General features: G+C 42.5%; 12 protein-coding genes and 1 pseudogene. All 13 read left to right on the top strand.

The window, feature by feature from the left end:
* The first annotated feature begins 1,396 nt into the window (after positions 1 to 1,396).
* Entirely contained in the window at positions 1,397 to 2,212 is an 816-nt protein-coding gene (locus QME03_RS02675) for a PepSY-associated TM helix domain-containing protein (RefSeq protein WP_281723375.1), read from the top strand.
* Positions 2,213 to 2,728: 516 nt separating this feature from the next.
* On the top strand, positions 2,729 to 2,905 hold the full coding sequence (locus tag QME03_RS02670; protein WP_232227391.1) for a hypothetical protein: 177 nt from the start codon (positions 2,729 to 2,731) through the stop codon (positions 2,903 to 2,905).
* Positions 2,906 to 2,953: 48 nt separating this feature from the next.
* Complete coding sequence (locus QME03_RS02665; protein ID WP_281723374.1) at positions 2,954 to 5,764, top strand: fimbrillin family protein; 2,811 nt, start codon at positions 2,954 to 2,956, stop codon at positions 5,762 to 5,764.
* A gap of 560 nt (positions 5,765 to 6,324) precedes the next feature.
* Positions 6,325 to 9,678 (top strand): SusC/RagA family TonB-linked outer membrane protein, encoded by a 3,354-nt coding sequence (locus tag QME03_RS02660; RefSeq protein ID WP_281723373.1) that lies wholly within the window; start codon positions 6,325 to 6,327, stop codon positions 9,676 to 9,678.
* A 19-nt stretch (positions 9,679 to 9,697) separates the two neighbouring features.
* Positions 9,698 to 11,287, top strand: a complete 1,590-nt coding sequence (nanU, locus tag QME03_RS02655) for a SusD family outer membrane lipoprotein NanU (RefSeq protein WP_110370167.1) — start codon at positions 9,698 to 9,700, stop codon at positions 11,285 to 11,287.
* A 287-nt stretch (positions 11,288 to 11,574) separates the two neighbouring features.
* Positions 11,575 to 12,990: a hypothetical protein gene (locus tag QME03_RS02650; RefSeq protein WP_410521749.1), complete on the top strand. Its 1,416-nt coding sequence runs from the start codon at positions 11,575 to 11,577 to the stop codon at positions 12,988 to 12,990.
* A gap of 184 nt (positions 12,991 to 13,174) precedes the next feature.
* Positions 13,175 to 13,681: a YfbM family protein gene (locus QME03_RS02645; RefSeq protein WP_281723372.1), complete on the top strand. Its 507-nt coding sequence runs from the start codon at positions 13,175 to 13,177 to the stop codon at positions 13,679 to 13,681.
* Positions 13,682 to 13,756: 75 nt separating this feature from the next.
* Positions 13,757 to 14,311, top strand: coding sequence for a hypothetical protein (locus tag QME03_RS02640; protein ID WP_281723371.1), 555 nt, complete (start codon positions 13,757 to 13,759; stop codon positions 14,309 to 14,311).
* A gap of 268 nt (positions 14,312 to 14,579) precedes the next feature.
* Positions 14,580 to 15,029, top strand: a complete 450-nt coding sequence (locus QME03_RS02635) for a hypothetical protein (protein WP_281723370.1) — start codon at positions 14,580 to 14,582, stop codon at positions 15,027 to 15,029.
* Positions 15,030 to 15,062: 33 nt separating this feature from the next.
* Positions 15,063 to 15,332, top strand: a pseudogene (locus QME03_RS02630) (N-6 DNA methylase); the annotation flags it as partial.
* Between the two features lie 1,080 nt (positions 15,333 to 16,412).
* The gene (locus QME03_RS02625) at positions 16,413 to 17,831 is read left to right on the top strand and encodes a DUF2130 domain-containing protein (protein WP_281723369.1); all 1,419 of its coding nucleotides are present in this window, start codon (positions 16,413 to 16,415) and stop codon (positions 17,829 to 17,831) included.
* Positions 17,832 to 17,880: 49 nt separating this feature from the next.
* Positions 17,881 to 18,072 carry an ASCH domain-containing protein gene (locus QME03_RS02620; protein ID WP_281723368.1) on the top strand — a complete coding sequence of 64 codons (192 nt, stop codon included), beginning with the start codon at positions 17,881 to 17,883 and terminating at the stop codon, positions 18,070 to 18,072.
* Positions 18,065 to 18,505 carry a hypothetical protein gene (locus tag QME03_RS02615; RefSeq protein ID WP_281723367.1) on the top strand — a complete coding sequence of 147 codons (441 nt, stop codon included), beginning with the start codon at positions 18,065 to 18,067 and terminating at the stop codon, positions 18,503 to 18,505. Before QME03_RS02620 ends, QME03_RS02615 begins: the two co-directional genes overlap by 8 nt.
* The last annotated feature ends 68 nt before the right edge of the window (positions 18,506 to 18,573 follow it).

The raw sequence follows: 18,573 nt of genomic DNA, 5'->3' as shown, positions 1-18,573 counted from the left end.
CTGGTGTATGCCTCATGATTTTAAAGCGGTGTGTTCCTTGCTTTATGCAGGGTCACACCGCTTTTGTTTTTGCTAGAGCCTTAATGGGTCGGTTGATAAGCATATAAAACCGCGTTTTGCTACTTGTTGTAAGGTGAAATGTGCTCTGAAAAACACAGGCATTAATGCCCTTTGAACGCAGACTATGCACATGAAACAACATCAAGCGTATAGGCGTGTTAACAGAAATGTAGCCCTTCTTTCCTTACTTTGTAAAAATAAACGTTAGGATTTTAACAAAAAAACAGCCCCTTTTGGTCACCACGCCTTGGTAAGTGCCCAAATATCGCCGTATTTTTAAAGTTTGTAAAGTGTTGATACATAGGTGTTTGTTGCGTTTTAGGGCTAAAATTACCCTTGGTAAGCATGTTTTAGCGTTATCTTTGCATAAAAATACTATTAGAAACGAATAAAAGTTAGTGAATCATGCGTTGTTGTTAAACAGATCAAAATAAAAGGTAAAACCACCATTTTTTGCCTTATTATCATGCTATTTGGTGCTAAATACATGGCTAACTCCAGCATTTTACCTTGTAAAACGCAACAAATAGCCGTGCTATCTCTAGCATTTAGCAAGGTAAACTCATGCATATTGCAAGGCAAATTCATACGTTTTGCACCCATTTAGGAGTGTTTTTCTAGCTGAATTATTATTAAAAATAGGTGGAATTGTGTCATTTCACGGAGTTAAATTTTTGAGTTTTTCGAGCATCTAGCACGCCAAAATGTATATAGTTTGCTCAAAGCAGTAGTATTTTTGGTTCGCTTCACCTCAATTTGTATCCCCAAAAGGGGACAAAATAGTGCTTTTTAGCCTTGCATCCGCGCTAGATTGGTTGCCCGTGCGATGTGCATTTGTAAAAAAAAGATTACAAAATTAACATTTATGGTTAACTCAAAGGGTGGGGCTAAACTTCGATATTAGGTGCAACAAGCATGGCCTATGCTCACCAAAGCATCAGCAGTGTAAGGTTGGAAAGCAGGTAAGAGGGCTATGTAACCAGGTAAATGCAGGCCTATGTGTGGGTGGTTTGATGTGGGTATTGTCCCGAATGAATACCCGCAAAAGCATAAAGAAAATGCAAAACATTTCTAGGGCAATTAAACTTTTTGGGATTAAGCGAGTCTTATGTTATTGAAGTGTTGTCAATACGCTTGGTGCTAAAAATCTATAGCGCATCATGAAACCATTTTTTGTGCGCCAATAGCAAGCTAAGAGTAGGGAGGCTATATCGAGTAATCAGTAAACCAGTGAGGAAGATACCTAGAACGCCTCGCTAATCTAGCAACGCGCTTGCACAACACAAAGCAGAAACGCATATAAATAAAGTAAGTAACACGATAAACCAACAAAGAAATGAAAAAAAATTGTTTAAAACTGCATAAGTGGTTGGCCTTACCTTTAGGCGCTTTTATGGCCATACTGTGTTTCACAGGGTTTCTTTTGCTTGTGATTAAAGATATTTCTCCCCTTTTGGGATTAGATACTCAAGAGATGCCATTTTATACTTGGGTGAAGCAATTGCACCGTTGGCTGTTTATGGTGCCCGAAAACCCACGTGGTGGATTATCTGTTGGAAGAGTTATCATGGCCCTTTCGTCTATGTGCATGGTGCTGGTGCTGCTCACAGGTGTGGTGATTTGGTGGCCCAAGAGCAAAAAGATGCTTAAAAGCCGACTAAAGGTGAGTACGGATAAAGGCTTTCGAAGGTTTGTTTACGACACCCATGTGTCGCTCGGTATCTATGCTTTTGTATTTCTTTTCCTCATGGCCTTAACGGGGCCGGTGTTTTCTTTTGGCTGGTATAGACAGGCCATGTCTAAATTGTTTGGACAAAAAATGCCCCCTAAAGAAATGAAGGCAACAGCCCAGAAGGGCGAAGCGCAACATCCCACAAAAACAAATGCTTTTGATAAGGCCAATAACAGCCAAGCTAAAGCGGATGAACCAGCACACAGCGGCGCACCAAAAGACATGAAGGCAGGCCTCGATGGAAAGAAAAAGGGTGGCCCAAAACTCTTTAAACAATTGCATACAGGCACTTGGGGTGGCTGGTTTACACGCGTGCTTTATGCTCTTGCAGCCTTGATTGGAGGTTTCTTGCCCCTCAGTGGATATTATCTGTGGTGGCAAAAGCGCCAAGCAAAGAAGCTACATAAAGCAAAAGGTTAAGGCAAGGCTTTGTATCTAGATGGGTGCTAACCATCAGTTGCAATAGAATATGCGCTCAACGTCCAGCAAAGTGAAACAAAAGCTGCTTTGCCGTGCGTTGGGCGCATTGCTTTTAGATGAAAATACGAAGGGTGAGGGTAGAAGCAGGGTAAAAAATACAGCTTTGAGCGGTTGTTTTTTACATAAAGTCAGTAGTGTGAAAATTGCTTTTGATTGTTAACTATCTTTCTAAAACTCCGATGTTTTCTAGGTTTCTATCTTGATTTATCTCAAAAATATAAATTATAAACTTGTTAAAACGAACAAATTATTTGCGATATTAGCAAATTTTACATTATCTTTGCAAAATAAAAAATCAGGTTAATAGAGATTGAAATTACCCCTGCGATAGGGGCATGTGACAATTGGAGGTGTGAATAAACACTCAAGTAATGCACTTAATTTTATCTTTTAAACCCCACTCGCCTTGCGGATGGAGCTAGAGACGATTATGTATAAAGGATTATTACAAAAGTTATGGATAGAAAACAAATTTATTTTAAGCCAGTAATCTCAGTGCTTAGTTTTATGGAAGAAAACGCACTTATGGCAGCAAGTCCAGGTGTTAGACCCGGAAAAGGAGGTCAAGGCAATATCAAAGTTATCGAATTGATAAATGATGTTGACGAAGAAAACGATTATCTTGAAGGATAAAAGCGAGTAGACAACTAGGAAAACGAGTTAACATAGAAGAAAGATATAATGAAGAAACAGATTTTTTATCATGCGCTGTCGGCCTTGTTTGTCGGTGGCTTTGCGCTTTCGGCCCTGTCGTGTGCCGAAGACACAATGGATAATAGCACAAGCGATGGCGACAAAGAAGCCATTGTGAGGTTTGATGTGAGCGATGCACAGGATGAAGCGCTCAGCAATGCGCCTGCCTTAACACGTGGTTTGCTTACATCGGGACTTACCGATGCCGACCTTGCCGACAGGGTGTTGCCTATAGAGAGCAACGATAACCTAGACGCTTGTGTGGTGGAATCGACCATCGAGGGTGTTAACCCCACCAAAGCAGATGCAGCAACGCGTGCCAACATCATTAATATCCAATCGCTTGGCGAATTTTCGTCGGCTGGTATGCGCGGTGAGTCTGATGATAAGATTCAAGAATCGTGGTTTAGCAACGAGCTTACCAAGAGCGATGGCCAATTGGTGAAGAGAATACCTTGGTCGTGGGAAAAGCGTCATGGTATTTTCTACGCCGTATATCCTAAAGTAGACGACCATAAGCAGAACATAAAAATAACGGCTCCAACCAGTAATACCGCACCCACTGTTGATTTTACGGTTTACCAAGACGTAAAGAAGCAAGTTGACTTGATGACGGCTTGCACGGGTAAAGTGCTTTATGCCACACGCCATCAGGCCCCTTCAACCAGCTTGAATTTCCGTCATGCCCTTACAGCCATTCGCTTTGCTGTGGGCCCCAACCTTTCGTTTAACAAGTCCATCAGGTATATTTCAATTCACAAAGCACTACTTCGTGGTACCTATAAGATGTCTAACGACCTTAACGGTGAGGGTACTTGGGTTGCTGGTAGCCTAAAAGAGCCAGGCACTGTAACGCTTAGTGGTTTGAATTATAGCACCACCGAGTATCCCAACAGTATTATTAGAGATACCCAACTGGATAACGATAAGTACAAGAACGAGACGGACGTGAAAAAGATTGAAGACAACTACACGTTCTATATGATTCCGCAAGAGCTAGACAATAAGGATGTTGAGCTCGAAGTTGCTTTCACCGACAATACTTATATTAAAGTAAAACTTGCTGGAAAATGGAAAGCAGGAACAACCCGTACATACAAAATTAGTCAGAAGCAATCTAACTGGGATTATAAACTAGATTGTACACCAAGCGTAGAAGTGCCTTATAATGGCACAGAAGCCACCATTCGCGTAAAGAGTTATCGCAAAGTGGCTAACAATCCCTCGCAGTCTGTGGCATGGAAAGTGGTGGGTTACGACGCCAATGGCGACGGAACATACACGATGACCGAGAAACCAGCATGGCTTAAAGGTTTTACCAAAGACAACGGAACAGGTGGCGAGGCTGACGAAGTGATTAAAGCCAACCTTGCAACAGATGTTGTAGACTATCTTGCAGAACGTAATAGAGGTTTGCAAAACGCTACACCTGTAGGTTCGTCAGCACAACCCTACAACCTCTCTAATAGCAACGGTGCTGCTAATGTAGAAAATACAGCCAACTGCTATGTAATCTCTGGTCCTGGTTATTACATGATACCATTGGTTTATGGTAATGCAATTAAGAATGGAGCAACAAATGAGGATGCGTATAAGAGTAAGGCACCTTCTTATTCTCCAACTTTTGGAAGCCCGGCCCGAGCAACGGATATCGTTCTTCGTGAAATGAGAGATCACGCTGGAAATGTAATTAACTCACCTTGGATTGAGGAAACAGGCAATAGAAAGAACAATGGCGTGAATGGTGCCCAAGTAGTTTGGGCAGACGAGTCTAACCTTGTTAAGCAGGGTTCGTTGAGTATTGTACGTTTTGGCGGTAAAGCTTACGTAAAGTTTGAAGTAACAAGAGCCGACATAAAGAGCGGAAACGCAGTGGTTGCTGTTAAGAAAGGCAACACAATAGTGTGGTCGTGGCATCTGTGGTTTGCTCCAAAAAATGTGCTAGACAAAATAACTGTTACCAACAACCAAGGCAAACAATACCATTTTACCAACGAAACCTTGGGATGGAAGCCCACTAAATGGATGGCAACACCTTATGAAGATCAACGTACGGTGAAGGTGAAGGTGGAGCAAACTGTTGGAAACAATGGTGTGAAGCAGGCAAGTATTATCGAAATCAAGCAGAATGCTTATATCGAAAGAGCTGGTATTGCTACCATGTATCAATGGGGACGTACTGAAGCTATGCCTGGAACGGATGCCATTCGCGAAGGAAGTTTCAATAAAAACGGTAACGACCAAATACATATTGCCAACAAGATACAGTTCCCTAATGTTTTCTTTAGAACCTTCCTAGATAATAGAGGAATGATTAAGCAGGGTGATGGATTGACGAAATATCATTATTTCTATAACCTCTGGTCAATACATAACAATTTGAGAGGCGACGAGAATGCACCGAATACAGTGCCTGTTACGAAGAGTGTTTATGATCCATGTCCTGTAGGATTCAGCGTTCCAACCAACGGAGCCTTTAGTGGATTCACCGCAAATGGTAGGAATAGAGGAACAATGAATGTAAAGGGAACGAACAATGCGGCAACATTCAATGCCAATATGGGTCATTTGTTCTGGACAAACAGTGCTAAAAATGCCACGATTTATTTCCCTGCACTGGGTTATAGAAGTTCGCTTAATGGCAATATCGAGCATGCTGCAATGTACGGCGATTATTGGTCGGCCGACCCAAAGGATTGGAATAATGCTTGTTGTATGGGCTTTGATGTAAACGACGTTTATCCGTTGTATGTAAATATGCGTACTTACGCTTATCCTGTTCGACCAGTTTCTGAGTAATTATATCTAAACGCTCCATTATGGGGGCTGTTTTAAGAAGAACGTTTGTTGCAAATAAGATGGCACAACACAGTGCCAACCATTGCAACAACAAAGAAGCACACCGCGTGTGTGTAGGCGTTCGACTTGAAGCAGCCCCTGTTTTGTACCCTCATTTTTATATTTAAACACTAACCTATAACGAGCATGCTAAGCTTAATAACACACCATGCCCTTGCCCAAAGACTGCCAAACTATTAGTTTTTGCCAACATATTGTTCGCGATTGTTGTTTGTTAATCGTAAATGAACGCTTTTATCATAAAATATTTTAATAAGTTGTGCTGTTTAAGAAAATAATCATACTTTTGCCATAGACTATCTAAACAGAGTGTAATATACGTTATCAAGGAGGCCAATAAAGACAACAAGCCCTCTTTTACTTAACTAAGCAACAACAGTGTGAATTAAATAAGCATTTCAGTAAATAAATTTAGCCCCTCAACGCAAGCATACAGCACCCTTTGTTGTGCATTTGCGAAGAAACTAAACAATCTCAATTTATTAAATAGTAAGACATTTATGACTTTACGCATCAAGCCAATTGGCATTACGTTATGTGTGGGTGTATCTTTCTTCATGCCAACGCAAGCATTGGCAGCTCCCGAGCTGTTGGTACAAAACGTTCAGCAAGCAGGAAAATGCACAGGTGTTATCGTAGATGAACATGGAGAGCCCGTTGTTGGCGCCACCATTCTGGTGAAAGGAGTGGGGAATGGCGGTACAACCGACTTAGATGGGCGATTCAATTTGCCCAACATCAAACCGGGAAGTGTTCTTGTTATCTCTTATATCGGTATGGATACAAAGGAGGTAAAGTGGGACGGACAAGAACTAAAGGTTGTGATGAAAGAAGAGCAACATGCCCTAAACGAAGTGGTGGTGACGGGTTATGGTGGTCAACAAAAACGTGCAACTCTTACAACGGCCATCTCTAAGATGGATAACAAGGTGCTAGATGCTGCCGCTTTTGCCAATGTGGGTAATGCATTGCAGGGAAGTGTAACTGGACTTCAGGTGGTTAGTAGTTCAGGACAACCTGGTGCTGCGCCTTCAATCACTTTGCGTGGTGGTGCTTCAATCACAGGAAGTGCCCCCACTTTGATTATTGTCGATGGTGTGGAGCGTGCCCTTTCAGAGGTTAACCCCTCGGACATCGAGTCGATGGAAGTGCTCAAAGATGCCGCCTCTACAGCCATTTATGGTGCTAGAGCCAACGGCGGTGTAATCCTTATCACCACCAAACGCGCCAAAACAGGCACATCGAGCATCAATTATCGCGCTAAGTTGGGTGTGAACTTTAGGCGCAACGACTACGATTTTATGAATGCTCGCGATTACATTTACTACAACCGTATGGGCTTTAAGCGTTACACCGATGCGATGGAAGGCCACGGTAGAGCAGCAAATGTGGATGCTCAGAATGGTTATTCGGGTAGAGGATACACCGATTATTCGCCTCGCACCGATGTGATGTATTACGACGACACCAATGCAGAGCATAAAAGACTACTCGCAGAAGAAGGTTGGCAAATCATGGACGACCCCTATTACGGGACTACTAATGGTGCTCGACTCATATTCAAAGACTATGGTAGAACGCTCGAGGATGCCATTTACCACAACCAGACGCTCACACAAGACCACTATGTGAGCTTCAGTGGCGGTAACAACATGGGTTCGTTTGTGGCTTCTTTGGGTTATTACAACGAGAATGGTGTGGTGCGTAACACCGCTTATAAGCGTTTTACAGGAAGTGTAAAGGGCGATTATCAAATTAAACCATGGCTTAAGGCTCGCGCTGGGGCACAATACTCATGGCATACCACGCCTAGCACCTATCTAGATTCGTGGTATCAGTTGTTTTATCGCACACGTTCGCAACGCCCCACATGGAATCCTTACCTCGAAGATGGCTCGCCTGCACCAGGATGGAGCAACTCTGATGGTAACTATCAGTATTGGAGCGATAAGCTTACATCAAGCAACAGCTCGCGTTCAGAAACCTTTAACGCAGGATTAGATTTTACATTGATACCCAAGCATCTTATTTTGAAAACCAATGCTTCGGTTTATCATGTGCTTAATCAAAACGAAAGCTTTAATAAGGCCTTCTATACACAAAGTAATCCTACCAGCATTAACACCACCAGACGTGCTTACGGCTACTTGTTTAAGGATACTCAAATTCAGCTTAACGCCACATTGAACTACTTCAACACGTTTAACGAACACCACAATGTGGACCTTATGCTCGGTGCCGAATACTACGACTATAACTATTACTCTCTAAAAGCGTCGACAAAAAATTCGCCAACCGATGATATTCCAACCCTTAACGCCGGAGCCGACAAGGATAGCAATCCCGAATCGCTGAAATCGCGCAACCGCATTGAGTCGCTTTTCGGACGTTTCAACTACGATTACAAGCAAAAATACTTGCTAACGTTTACCTTCCGTTACGATGGCAACTCTAAACTCAAAGATAATCGTTGGGGCTTCTTCCCTGGGGTGTCGTTTGGATGGAACATGATGGAAGAGAATTTCTGGAAAAACTCTTCGCTATCTAAGGTTGTGAGCAACATCAAACCACGTATTAGCTATGGTAGCAATGGTAATGTGAGCGGTATTGGCGACTTCTATATCTATGGTATCTACGACCAACAAACCAATTATCGCGGTAACACGGCCTTCTACGACCGCTCGCTGGTGAATACAGCCTTGAAATGGGAACAGAGTCATACGTTTGAAGCGGGTCTTGATTTGGGCTTCTTCAAAAATAGATTGTCGTTCATTCTCGATTATTATGTGCGCAACACCAGCAACTTGCTGCAAAGCGTCAACCTTCCCTCTTATTTGGGATTCTCTTCTATACAAACCAACTTGGGTAAACTGCGCAACCAAGGTTTTGAAATGGAAGTGAAAGCCACTCCCGTACACCTTAGAAATGGTTTCCGTTGGGACCTTTCGCTCAACCTTTCAACGGTTAAAAACACCATTATTAAGCTGCCAAAGAGCGACCGTCCATTTAATCAGCTCGAAGGTGTTGAGGTGGCAGCAGGTAAAGTGGATGCAAATGGCAAAACGCCCACGAAGTGGATTGGCGGTTATCGCGAGGGTGGAACCCTTGACGACCTATATGGATACAGCCAAAACCATATCTTTAAAGACTGGGACGACGTGAAAGCTCATGCCAATATGCGTATAGATAACGTGGCAAAACTTTACGGACCAGGATTGGCCGACCAAGTAAACCCCGAAACAGGTGTGCTTTATAAAAACTCAACAGGCTGGAAAGCCATTGAGCCAGGCGACGTTTGTTGGGAGGATATAAACGAAGACGGTATCATTAATACACTCGACCGCAAAGTGCTTGGTAATGCCCGACCCACTGTAACAGGTGGATGGACCACGACACTAAGCTATCAGAATCTTTCGCTTTATGCGCGTTTTGACTACGCTTTGGGTCATACCATCTACAACGACCTTAAAGCTCGCTCGATGGGTCAGTTCCAAGGACAGTTTAATCTCATTGAAAACGTAAAGGATATGTGGACCGAAAACAATCCTAACGCAGCCTATCCAGCATTTAGTTACGCCGACCAACTGAACAAACACAACATCTGGCGCGTGGGTTCTAAGTTCTTTGAGAAGGCCAGCTACATGGCTTTACGCGAAATAACACTTAGCTATAACTTGCCTAAGAAGTGGATTAACGCACTGAAAATGGCCAATGCTAGTGTTTATCTAACGGGACAAAATCTTTTCTACCTCACGTCGTATGATGGCGCTTCGCCCGAACCAGCAGGTGGATATGATTATGGTCGTTATCCCACTCCTCGCACTCTTATCTTTGGATTAAACGTTTCATTTTAACTAATCAATTTTCAGAGCAATGAAAAAGTTAGTATCATATATTGCAGCTGGTATCTTTGGCTTGTCGCTAACGGGCTGTATGGACTTAGAACCAACAAGTACCATTACCGATGCAAACTATTGGAAAAATGCTGATCAGGTGCAAGCCTTCAACCAAGGTCTTAATTCTTGGATGAGAAGTTATGCCGATAAGTACATTGTTTGGGGCGAAATGCGCGCCAATATATATAGCGGTAGTTCTTTTAGTGGTGAGGCTTCGCAAGGTTATGAACGCCTATGGAACAACACACTTGAGAAAACAAATGCCGTGATTAACAACTATGGAGGTGTTTACACGGGCATTAATCAGATTAATTTGATGATCGATAAGGTGAACGAAGCTGGTTATCTAAGCGACACACAAAAGAAAGCTTATCTTGGAAGTGCTCATGGCATGCGCGCTTACTTGTATTTCCAGCTACTTCGTACCTATGGCGACGTTATTTTATATTTACAACACACAGAGGGAAAGACTGTAGACCTCAATAATGTTGCACGCAAACAGAGTTCGGCTGCCGAGGTGATGGCCCAAATTAAGGCCGATATTAAAACCTCTGAAGAGGCTTATAACAACAATTATCAGTTCGCCAGCGGCCGCAATTACTGGTCGCTTTCGGCTACAAAGATGCTTAAAGGCGAGGTGTATTTGTGGAGTGGCAAACAGATGGGTGGCGGAAATGCCGACTATCAAACGGCTTTAACGGCTTACCAAGATGTGGAAAGCAATGCCGATGTGGCTCTGCTTGATAAGTTTGGTGATGTGTTTGCCTACGACAAAAAAGAGAACAAAGAGATTATCTACGCGCTACATAACCGCGAAAACGAAACTTCTTTGTGGAATGGGCTCTATACTTCGCTCGTGATGAACAAGCAAAACGTGGGCGCTTATCGCCTACATAACGCTGCTGGACAGGCCATACAGTTTAGTGAATCCGAATATCTTAACTTGCGTTTGGGTAGTGGTGTGATGCGTTTCTCGCTTGATAAACAGCTGTGGACAATGCTTTATTCTAACGATAACGATACACGTAAGAAGGCTACTTTGGCCGATGTGTACCGCGCTTCGGATGGAACGTATGTAGGAAACATATGTAATAAGTTTCATGGAACGCTTCTTACGGGTGGTTCGGCCACATCGTGGTACGACGATCAGCCCATTTATCGCTTTGCCGAATGTCTTTTGGGCATTGCCGAAGCTAAGGTGTTGTTGGGTCAAGACCCAAGAACAGAGATTAATAAGGTGCGTTTACGCGCTTATGGTGCCACCTATTTCAACGCTCATCCCGAGGTGCAATATCCCAATGATGTTAGCAATGGCAGCATAGCAGCCTTAACAACATTCTACACCAACAACCCCTTTGTGGGCGGAGACGAAGACGCCACCGAGGCTATTTTGAAAGAACGCCTACGCGAATTTATGTTCGAAGGCAAACGTTGGCACGATATTCGCCTCTTCGACAAGGCCACTAAGTACTCTACAGCCAACGCTAATCGCTTGTTGTGGCCAATAGACGAGACCACCATGTCTACCAATGCCGAATTGGTTCAGACGCCTGGATATAGCGATTAAGTCGCTTTAAAGTGGACTTCATTTAAAAAATAATGAAGCTGTGTATCAATCTTCACCCGTTGATTTGATACACAGCTTCTTTTTTATCAACTACTTGGGCGTTTTTAAATTCAAAAACACTACTCAAGTTGCTCAAAAATCATTAATTTTGCAACATTGCTAAGGTTCAGGTTTGTAATGTGCCAATGGTTGCGTGCTGTTGCTTACCAACGATTTGGCTCTACACAGAACCTTAAATGTAAGGGCTAACACAACGTGTGCCCTCTAAACAGTCAAAACAAAAACTTATGATGCGCTTAAAACCCATGTCTATTGCCACAGCTGTGGCCCTTTCGCTGTGTGTAACACCTAACGTTGCGCTTTCGCAATCGCAAAATCTCAAAGCGAAGGTACAAAAATATTTCTTGCAGACGCTTCAAACTAAGCAGGCCGACGAACTGAAAAATCGGGACAACTTTATGCGAAACACCACTTATTCTGCTCCTTTGCAAGTGCAGATAAAGGTGAAAGATGTGGCCCAAAGTCAAAAAATGGTGTGGGATGCATGGTGTGCAGCCAATAACGAATTGCAAGAACAAAAGCTTTTACAACCTCAAAGCTTGAAGCAGGGTGGGCATTCAACATGGAATTTGCCTGCATCGCTCGAGCCCAATGCTGTTTTGCCTTATTATTATGGTAGCAAGGGAGTGGCTCAAGGCAAGCTACCGCTGTTTTTATACCTTCATGGGTCGGGGCCTAAAGAGCAGGAATGGCAAACGGGATTGGCGCTAGGCAACTTGTTTCAAGATGCACCCTCGCTCTATTTCATTCCGCAAATACCCAACGAAGGCGAATATTATAGATGGTGGCAACTGGCCAAACAGTTTGCTTGGGAGAAGTTGTTGCGCCAGGCTTTGATTGATAATAATGTTGATGCCAATCGTCTTTATGTGTTCGGAATATCCGAAGGAGGCTACGGCAGTCAGCGTTTAGCCTCGTTTTATGCCGATTATTGGGCTGCAGCAGGACCGATGGCGGGTGGCGAACCCTTGAAAAATGCCCCCGTGGAGAACTGTGCCAATATGGGATTTTCGTTCTTAACGGGTGCCGACGACACTGGTTTTTATCGCAATATCTTAACGTATTACACCCAAGTGGCCTTCGATTCGGCCCAACTGTCGCGCCCGCTATCGGTGGATAAACGCCCTCTTTTTGTTCATCGCATCAACTTGTTGCCGGGCATGCAGCACAGAATTGATTACCGATTAACAACACCTTGGCTCAAAAACTTTGTGCGAAACGCTTATCCCAAAACGGTGCTTTGGGAGGATTTTGAAATGGACGGCCGACGTCGCAATGGGTTTTACAACTTGCAAGTGATGGCACGGCCTTCTGAAAATCGCACTTATTACGAGATGGAAATAAACAACAACGTGGTGAAAATCAATGTTAGCGATGTGAAATACACGTGTGTGGAACAAGAAAAGCAATGGGGCATCGAGATGAAATTTAGTCGTTCGTATGCTCAAGCTAAGGGTGGCAGGCTGCGTGTGTATCTAAACCAACAGCTTGTTGACCTTAATAAGCCAGTGACCGTGATTGTTAACGGACGTCAGGTGTATCGCAAAATTGTGCAACCCTCGTTGCAGGATATGGTTAACAGCTGCGTTACCTATTTCGATCCCTACCGTGTTTACCCCGCATCTGTGGAAGTTAGTTATTAACTTGATGCACAACACGCCACGCCAGCAGGCATACATGGAGACCCTATGAGCTTACCATTGGCGCCTTGCATAGAAATTAAACGCGGAAAAGGCGATACTAATCAATCAAGGATAAAGCAACGTACAATAATGTATAATCAATAGCAGCCTATTTATGGCTTGCTAAGCAAAAAAACAAAACAATATGGGAATGATAGCCAACTATCAGTTTATGACTGATGAACAATTAAACGCACTAAAGAACTTTAAAAACAACAGCGAGGCATTGCTTGAAGAGGCGGAAGAGTGGGGCGAACAAACCGAAATCTTTTTGGATATAGACAAGATGTGGGACGTGCTGCATTTTGTTCTTACTGGCGTTGATAGCAGTAACCCAATTCCAAACAATCCTTTAAGCGAAGCTGTTGTGGGGGTTCAAGCGATTGAAAACATTAGCGAGTTTGTTGCTTACACCGAAAAGGCGAGAATTGCCGACGTGCTTTCGGCTTTAGAGGCTTTTGATATGGACCAAGCTTTATCTCATTTCAGTATGGAAGCATGCAAAAAAGCCGAACTTTATCCCGATATATGGGACTACGACGATGAGAAGGATGAAATAATAGAAGAAATAGCCGATTACTTCGAAAGCATGAAAGACTTCTATCGCGAGGTGTTGGCAGCTAAGGGGAGTGTTATGGTTACGATTTGTTAGTAGTTGGATGGGCTAATGTTGGTAACGCAAAACCTTCTGTTGCTGATTTTTTTACACCTTTTGCAATCACTTAATATGAACGATTTAAAAGCACTTTGGCAAAAACATAACGATGGCGAACTAGAAACAAGCCTTGTAAACATGTCTGATGAGATATGGCAAGGGGGTACGCTAGAGGAAATAAAAGCAAAGGTAAGTAACGAAATGTTTACCTTTCATGTTGCCTTAAACATGATTGGCAATTGGAAAGGCGATGGTTGGCATTATCTTTTTTGTGAAGGAAGGGAGTTTTTGCCCTACATTCCTGATGTACTAGATAAGTTAGGGCTGGAAGAAATGAAACAGATGTTTGATAAAACATTATCTGTTTTCCCCGATTTTGCACAAGGTTGTGATGATAAAACCTACATAGATGTTGTGAACTTTCTGAGCAATCCGCGCTTTAAAGTGTCCGACGAGCGCCTAAATGCCATCCCCAAGGCCGAGAGAGTGGCTCTGTGCAATGCATTCAGCGAGTGTGTTGAACAGTTAGACAACCTTTCTATGCCTTTGTGGGCCTTTAATGCCGAAGCTGGGGGCTGGAAAAACGTGTTGGATTATCTCTACTCGTGCATGGATAATCAGAACTAGATTGCTCTGCAGCAGGTGGAGTAGGGAGGTGTAAGGGCAAAATGTGCTATTAAGGGGCATTGATATAGGAAAGATTTTGCAACGATAAGCGAGAAAATATGCGGTGATGAAACTGAATGTAGAACTATTAGAAACGCTTAAATGCGAGTTGTGCAATTGGAAATCGTTTGACGAGGCTCAATTGCAACACAAAATGCGAGCCTTTGAGAAGTTTCCACGAGCTGAGTATTCCACCTTTTATAAGCCAATACTTACCAACGAATGTTTGATGAACAGCTTGGTTGAGCTTGGTGAGGCCTTTTTTGCCAATTCTAATCTTCTTTGTGATGTGGTTTCCAGTATGGGATATATCATTCGTAGATATGGTTATGTTCCCTCTACCACTGTTTTTTGCTTGTTTACACGAGCGGCAACAAACAAAAAAGCCCGTTACTATGTGTCTTTACACCTATCTTCTTTTCCACAATTTTCCACCTGGGCATACCGTTGGGACTATCTTCTCTCAATGCCAAAGATTGCTCCAAGAAAGCAGTCGATAACAAATTTTCATGGCGAAGTAAAACGATTGCTTCATACAAAAGCCCAAATTCCCGCGGAAGTTGTTCAGCATATTGCAGACCTTCTCAATGCATATGTGGCTAAAGCTGCATTAAGTGATTATAGCAAAACGGATTATTTAAATACCATTTGCTTATTGAAAAGGTATTTACTCCATTAAAATTGCTTTACCCATCATTAATATTACGCGCAAGAGCTAAAAGAAAACACCTACAACCTCACACGCATGAATCTCGTGATGCGTGATATTGCTCCTAGCAACATCAATACGCGCTGTGCCGACTCGCTAGACCAAGACTGGCCCCTGCAAACCACGGGTGTCGACTTCTACAAACCGCTCTACGTCGATGCTGTGGTGAGCAATCCGCCTTACTCGCAGCATTGGAATCCCACGGATATGGAGATGGATGCACGATTTAAAAACTATAGCGTGGGCCTAAAAGCAAAGCTTAAAAAGTTATAACTTGCCCCCTAATGTTGGGGCTGATTATAGCTTGGCGGCCGAAGATAGGCCCCCACGCTAAGGCTTTACTTGCATGCGTGTGGCTCGTGGGAGGTGGGTGTTGCTGGTGTTTCAACCTGCCGCACTGGCCTCCCACAATTGCTATTTGCTTGTAAAGGCTTGCGCCTTGCATGCAATATGTGGGGCAATGGGGGTGTATGTGTTTGTTAAATCGGTAAACAAACTTTACAAAATGCACCCTTGTGACCACACTATTCTAGACGAACTAACCTGCTAAATAACATCAAAAACACGCCTTTAGGGTGAAAAGTGGGGTACGCTTTGCACAATTTTCACCTTGATTTTTGCCATTTTCTATGTTTTTGGCTTTCTATTTCAAGAAAATAAAGCCAAAGTTTGAACCCCAAAATGCACGAAATAAATGGAAGAACACCACGAGCTGAATTGCGTTTTGCACCAAAATGCATCGCAATATGCACCAAAACGCAGTGCTATCTCCTACAAAACGCAGTGCTAAATGGTGCTAAACGCAGTGCTAACTCCTACAAAACGCAAGGCTAAATGGTGCAAAATGCATAGAAAAGACCTAAAAACTGGTGTTTTAAGCCTTGTTTGTGGGTGTTTGGGCTATTTTAGGCGAAAGCCATTTTGTGGTTCTCGCCACGGCAGCGGACTATGTTTTATGTCACTATTTTGTGTTATACAGCAGTTAATTTTGCTTTTTCTGGCGTAAATATCAGTCAATCAGCTTGTTATAAACTTCGAAAATACGCGCTTAAATTCGGTCTACGCCCCGATTTTTTTGAGCGAAGGCACTCATAATGTTAAAAAGTGGTACAAATATTTTACATCTCGTTTGCGCCCCTTCGGCATATAGCTACTGGCAACAGCCAAAGCGCAGCAGCCTAGCAGTTGTTTGTTTGTCTCATCGTGGTTTTATCAGTTCGTCATCATGTAATATGCCACTTTTGGGAGCAAAAATGCACCTTTTTTATTCAAACAGCAAAGAATAATTCTTCTATGCAGAAAGACTGCACTTTTATGTCTTAACTTTGCACTCATAATTAAAAATATCAATTTATGAACGAATTAAAATGCCCCAAGTGTGGCAATGTTTTCAAAGTGGATGAGGCCGATTACGGCTATATCGTAAATCAAGTAAAGAACCATGAGTTTGAAGCTGAAGTGTGCAAACGATTGGCCGAAATAAACGAGCGCGCCAAAACCGAACAGGCATTGGCAAATGCCCGTAAAGAACAGTCGTTTCAAACAAAATTAGCCGAAATAGAAAAACGACTAAATGAAAAAGATGCCGAGATACAACGATTGAAGGGTGAGAAAGAAAACGCCCTTTCGCTGCAAAAAGCTGAAATGAACACCGCCATTGCCAACCTTAAACAAACGATGGAGGGCATGGAGACCCAAAAAAGAAACGAAATGGCTATTGCCTTGGCACAGAAAGAAGAGACTATCAATAAACTGAAACACGAAATTAGCCAAAACGACAATAAGCTGAAGTTGGCCCTCATGGAACAACGCATCAATGCAGAGAAAGAGGCGCAGGAGAAAGAACACCAAATTGTGAAACTGCAAAGCGAAATAGAACAAGAGAAGAGTAGGGCGCAACTGAATCAAGCCGACCTGAAAAAGCAATTTGATAACGAATTGCGCCTAAAACAAGAACAAATTGACTATTACCGCGACCTGAAAACCAAAATGTCTACCAAAATGGTGGGCGAAACGCTCGAACAGCATTGCAATATTGAGTACGAACGTTATCTACGACCTATGTTGCCCAATGCTTTCTTTGGTAAAGACAACGATGCCAGCGATGGTACTAAAGGCGACTTTGTGTTTCGAGATAGCGAAGATGGAACAGAATACCTCTCTATCATGTTTGAAATGAAAAACGAGATGGACACCACGGCCACTAAACATAAGAACGACGACTTTTTGAAAAAGCTGGACGAAGACAGAAAAAAGAAAGGTTGCGAATATGCGGTGCTGGTTAGTTTGCTCGAAGCCGACAACGAACTATATAATAATGGTATTGTGAACAAGAGCCACATCTATCCTAAAATGTATGTTATACGCCCGCAATTCTTTGTAACGTTTATCACGTTGTTGGTTCAGGCTTCAAAACAAGCCTTGGAATATAAAAAACAACTGGTGCTGGCACAACAAAAAGAGGTGGATGTAACTAACTTTGAAGCAAAGATAGAAGACTTTAGACTAAAGTTTGTGAGGCATTACGAATTGTATTCTAATAAGTTTAAGGATGCAATTAAACACATCGACGACACCATTATTAAACTGCAAAAAGTGCGCGACGAACTTATTAGCAGCGAAAACAATCTGCGCCTTGCCACACAAGACACCGAAGCACTAACCATTCGTAAACTAACTTACAATAATCCTACGATGAAAGCTAAGTTTGATGAGGCTAGAAAAGCCAATGATGTAGAAGAAATAAAGGATATTGAAGGGCTGGACGAATAACAAGCCTAGAAATTTCTTGTGAATTATTAATTATAAAACAATCAGAACAATGAAGACTTTATCTGTTAGACAACCGTGGGCTTCGCTATTGGTGAGCGGCCTGAAAGACATTGAAAACCGAACATGGGCACCAAACTTCAAGGCATGCATTATGATACATGCTTCGTTGGCTAAAGTGCCTAAACGCTTTGCAGAAATGAATGTGTTTGAAGTGAATAATCATAATAAAGGTAATGAATAGGAAAGTAACGTTTATTATATGTTCTTTATTATTATGCAGCTGTAAGAGAGAAGTTTGTTTTTACTTTAATTTTGGCTCTCAATCCTTATATGTATATAAGAGTTCTTTCTATAATCTTAGTATTGAGAATGACTCAATTACTCCAGATGGAAAATCATACGAAGGGGCGTTATCCTTATTCTGGACTGATTCAGCAAATTCTCCTCCCCAAAGAATATATTTAGACAGAATCCCCAAGGGCTACTCTGTTTATCGTGGTGGAATAAAATCAAGCGAAAAAAGAATAAGTCTAAAAGGAAACTCCGTCTATACTATAACATCAACAGGGATAGGTGCTGTGGGCTGTAGTATTAAGGTATGGACTAATCATCGAGGCGAAGTGATAAAAGCAATTCAAATGCCACAATTGGGGAATGACAATGGAGATTCCTAAAGAAATTATGAATATTCCAGAATCCTCCTTGTCTGTTATCAGATAATGGACCATGTTATATTGCTTCC

The organism is Hoylesella shahii, from assembly GCF_937990675.1.
Classification (GTDB): Bacteria; Bacteroidota; Bacteroidia; order Bacteroidales; family Bacteroidaceae; genus Prevotella; species Prevotella shahii.
Note: the sequence above shows the minus strand (reverse complement) of the source record. Positions and strands in the feature narration are given on the sequence as shown.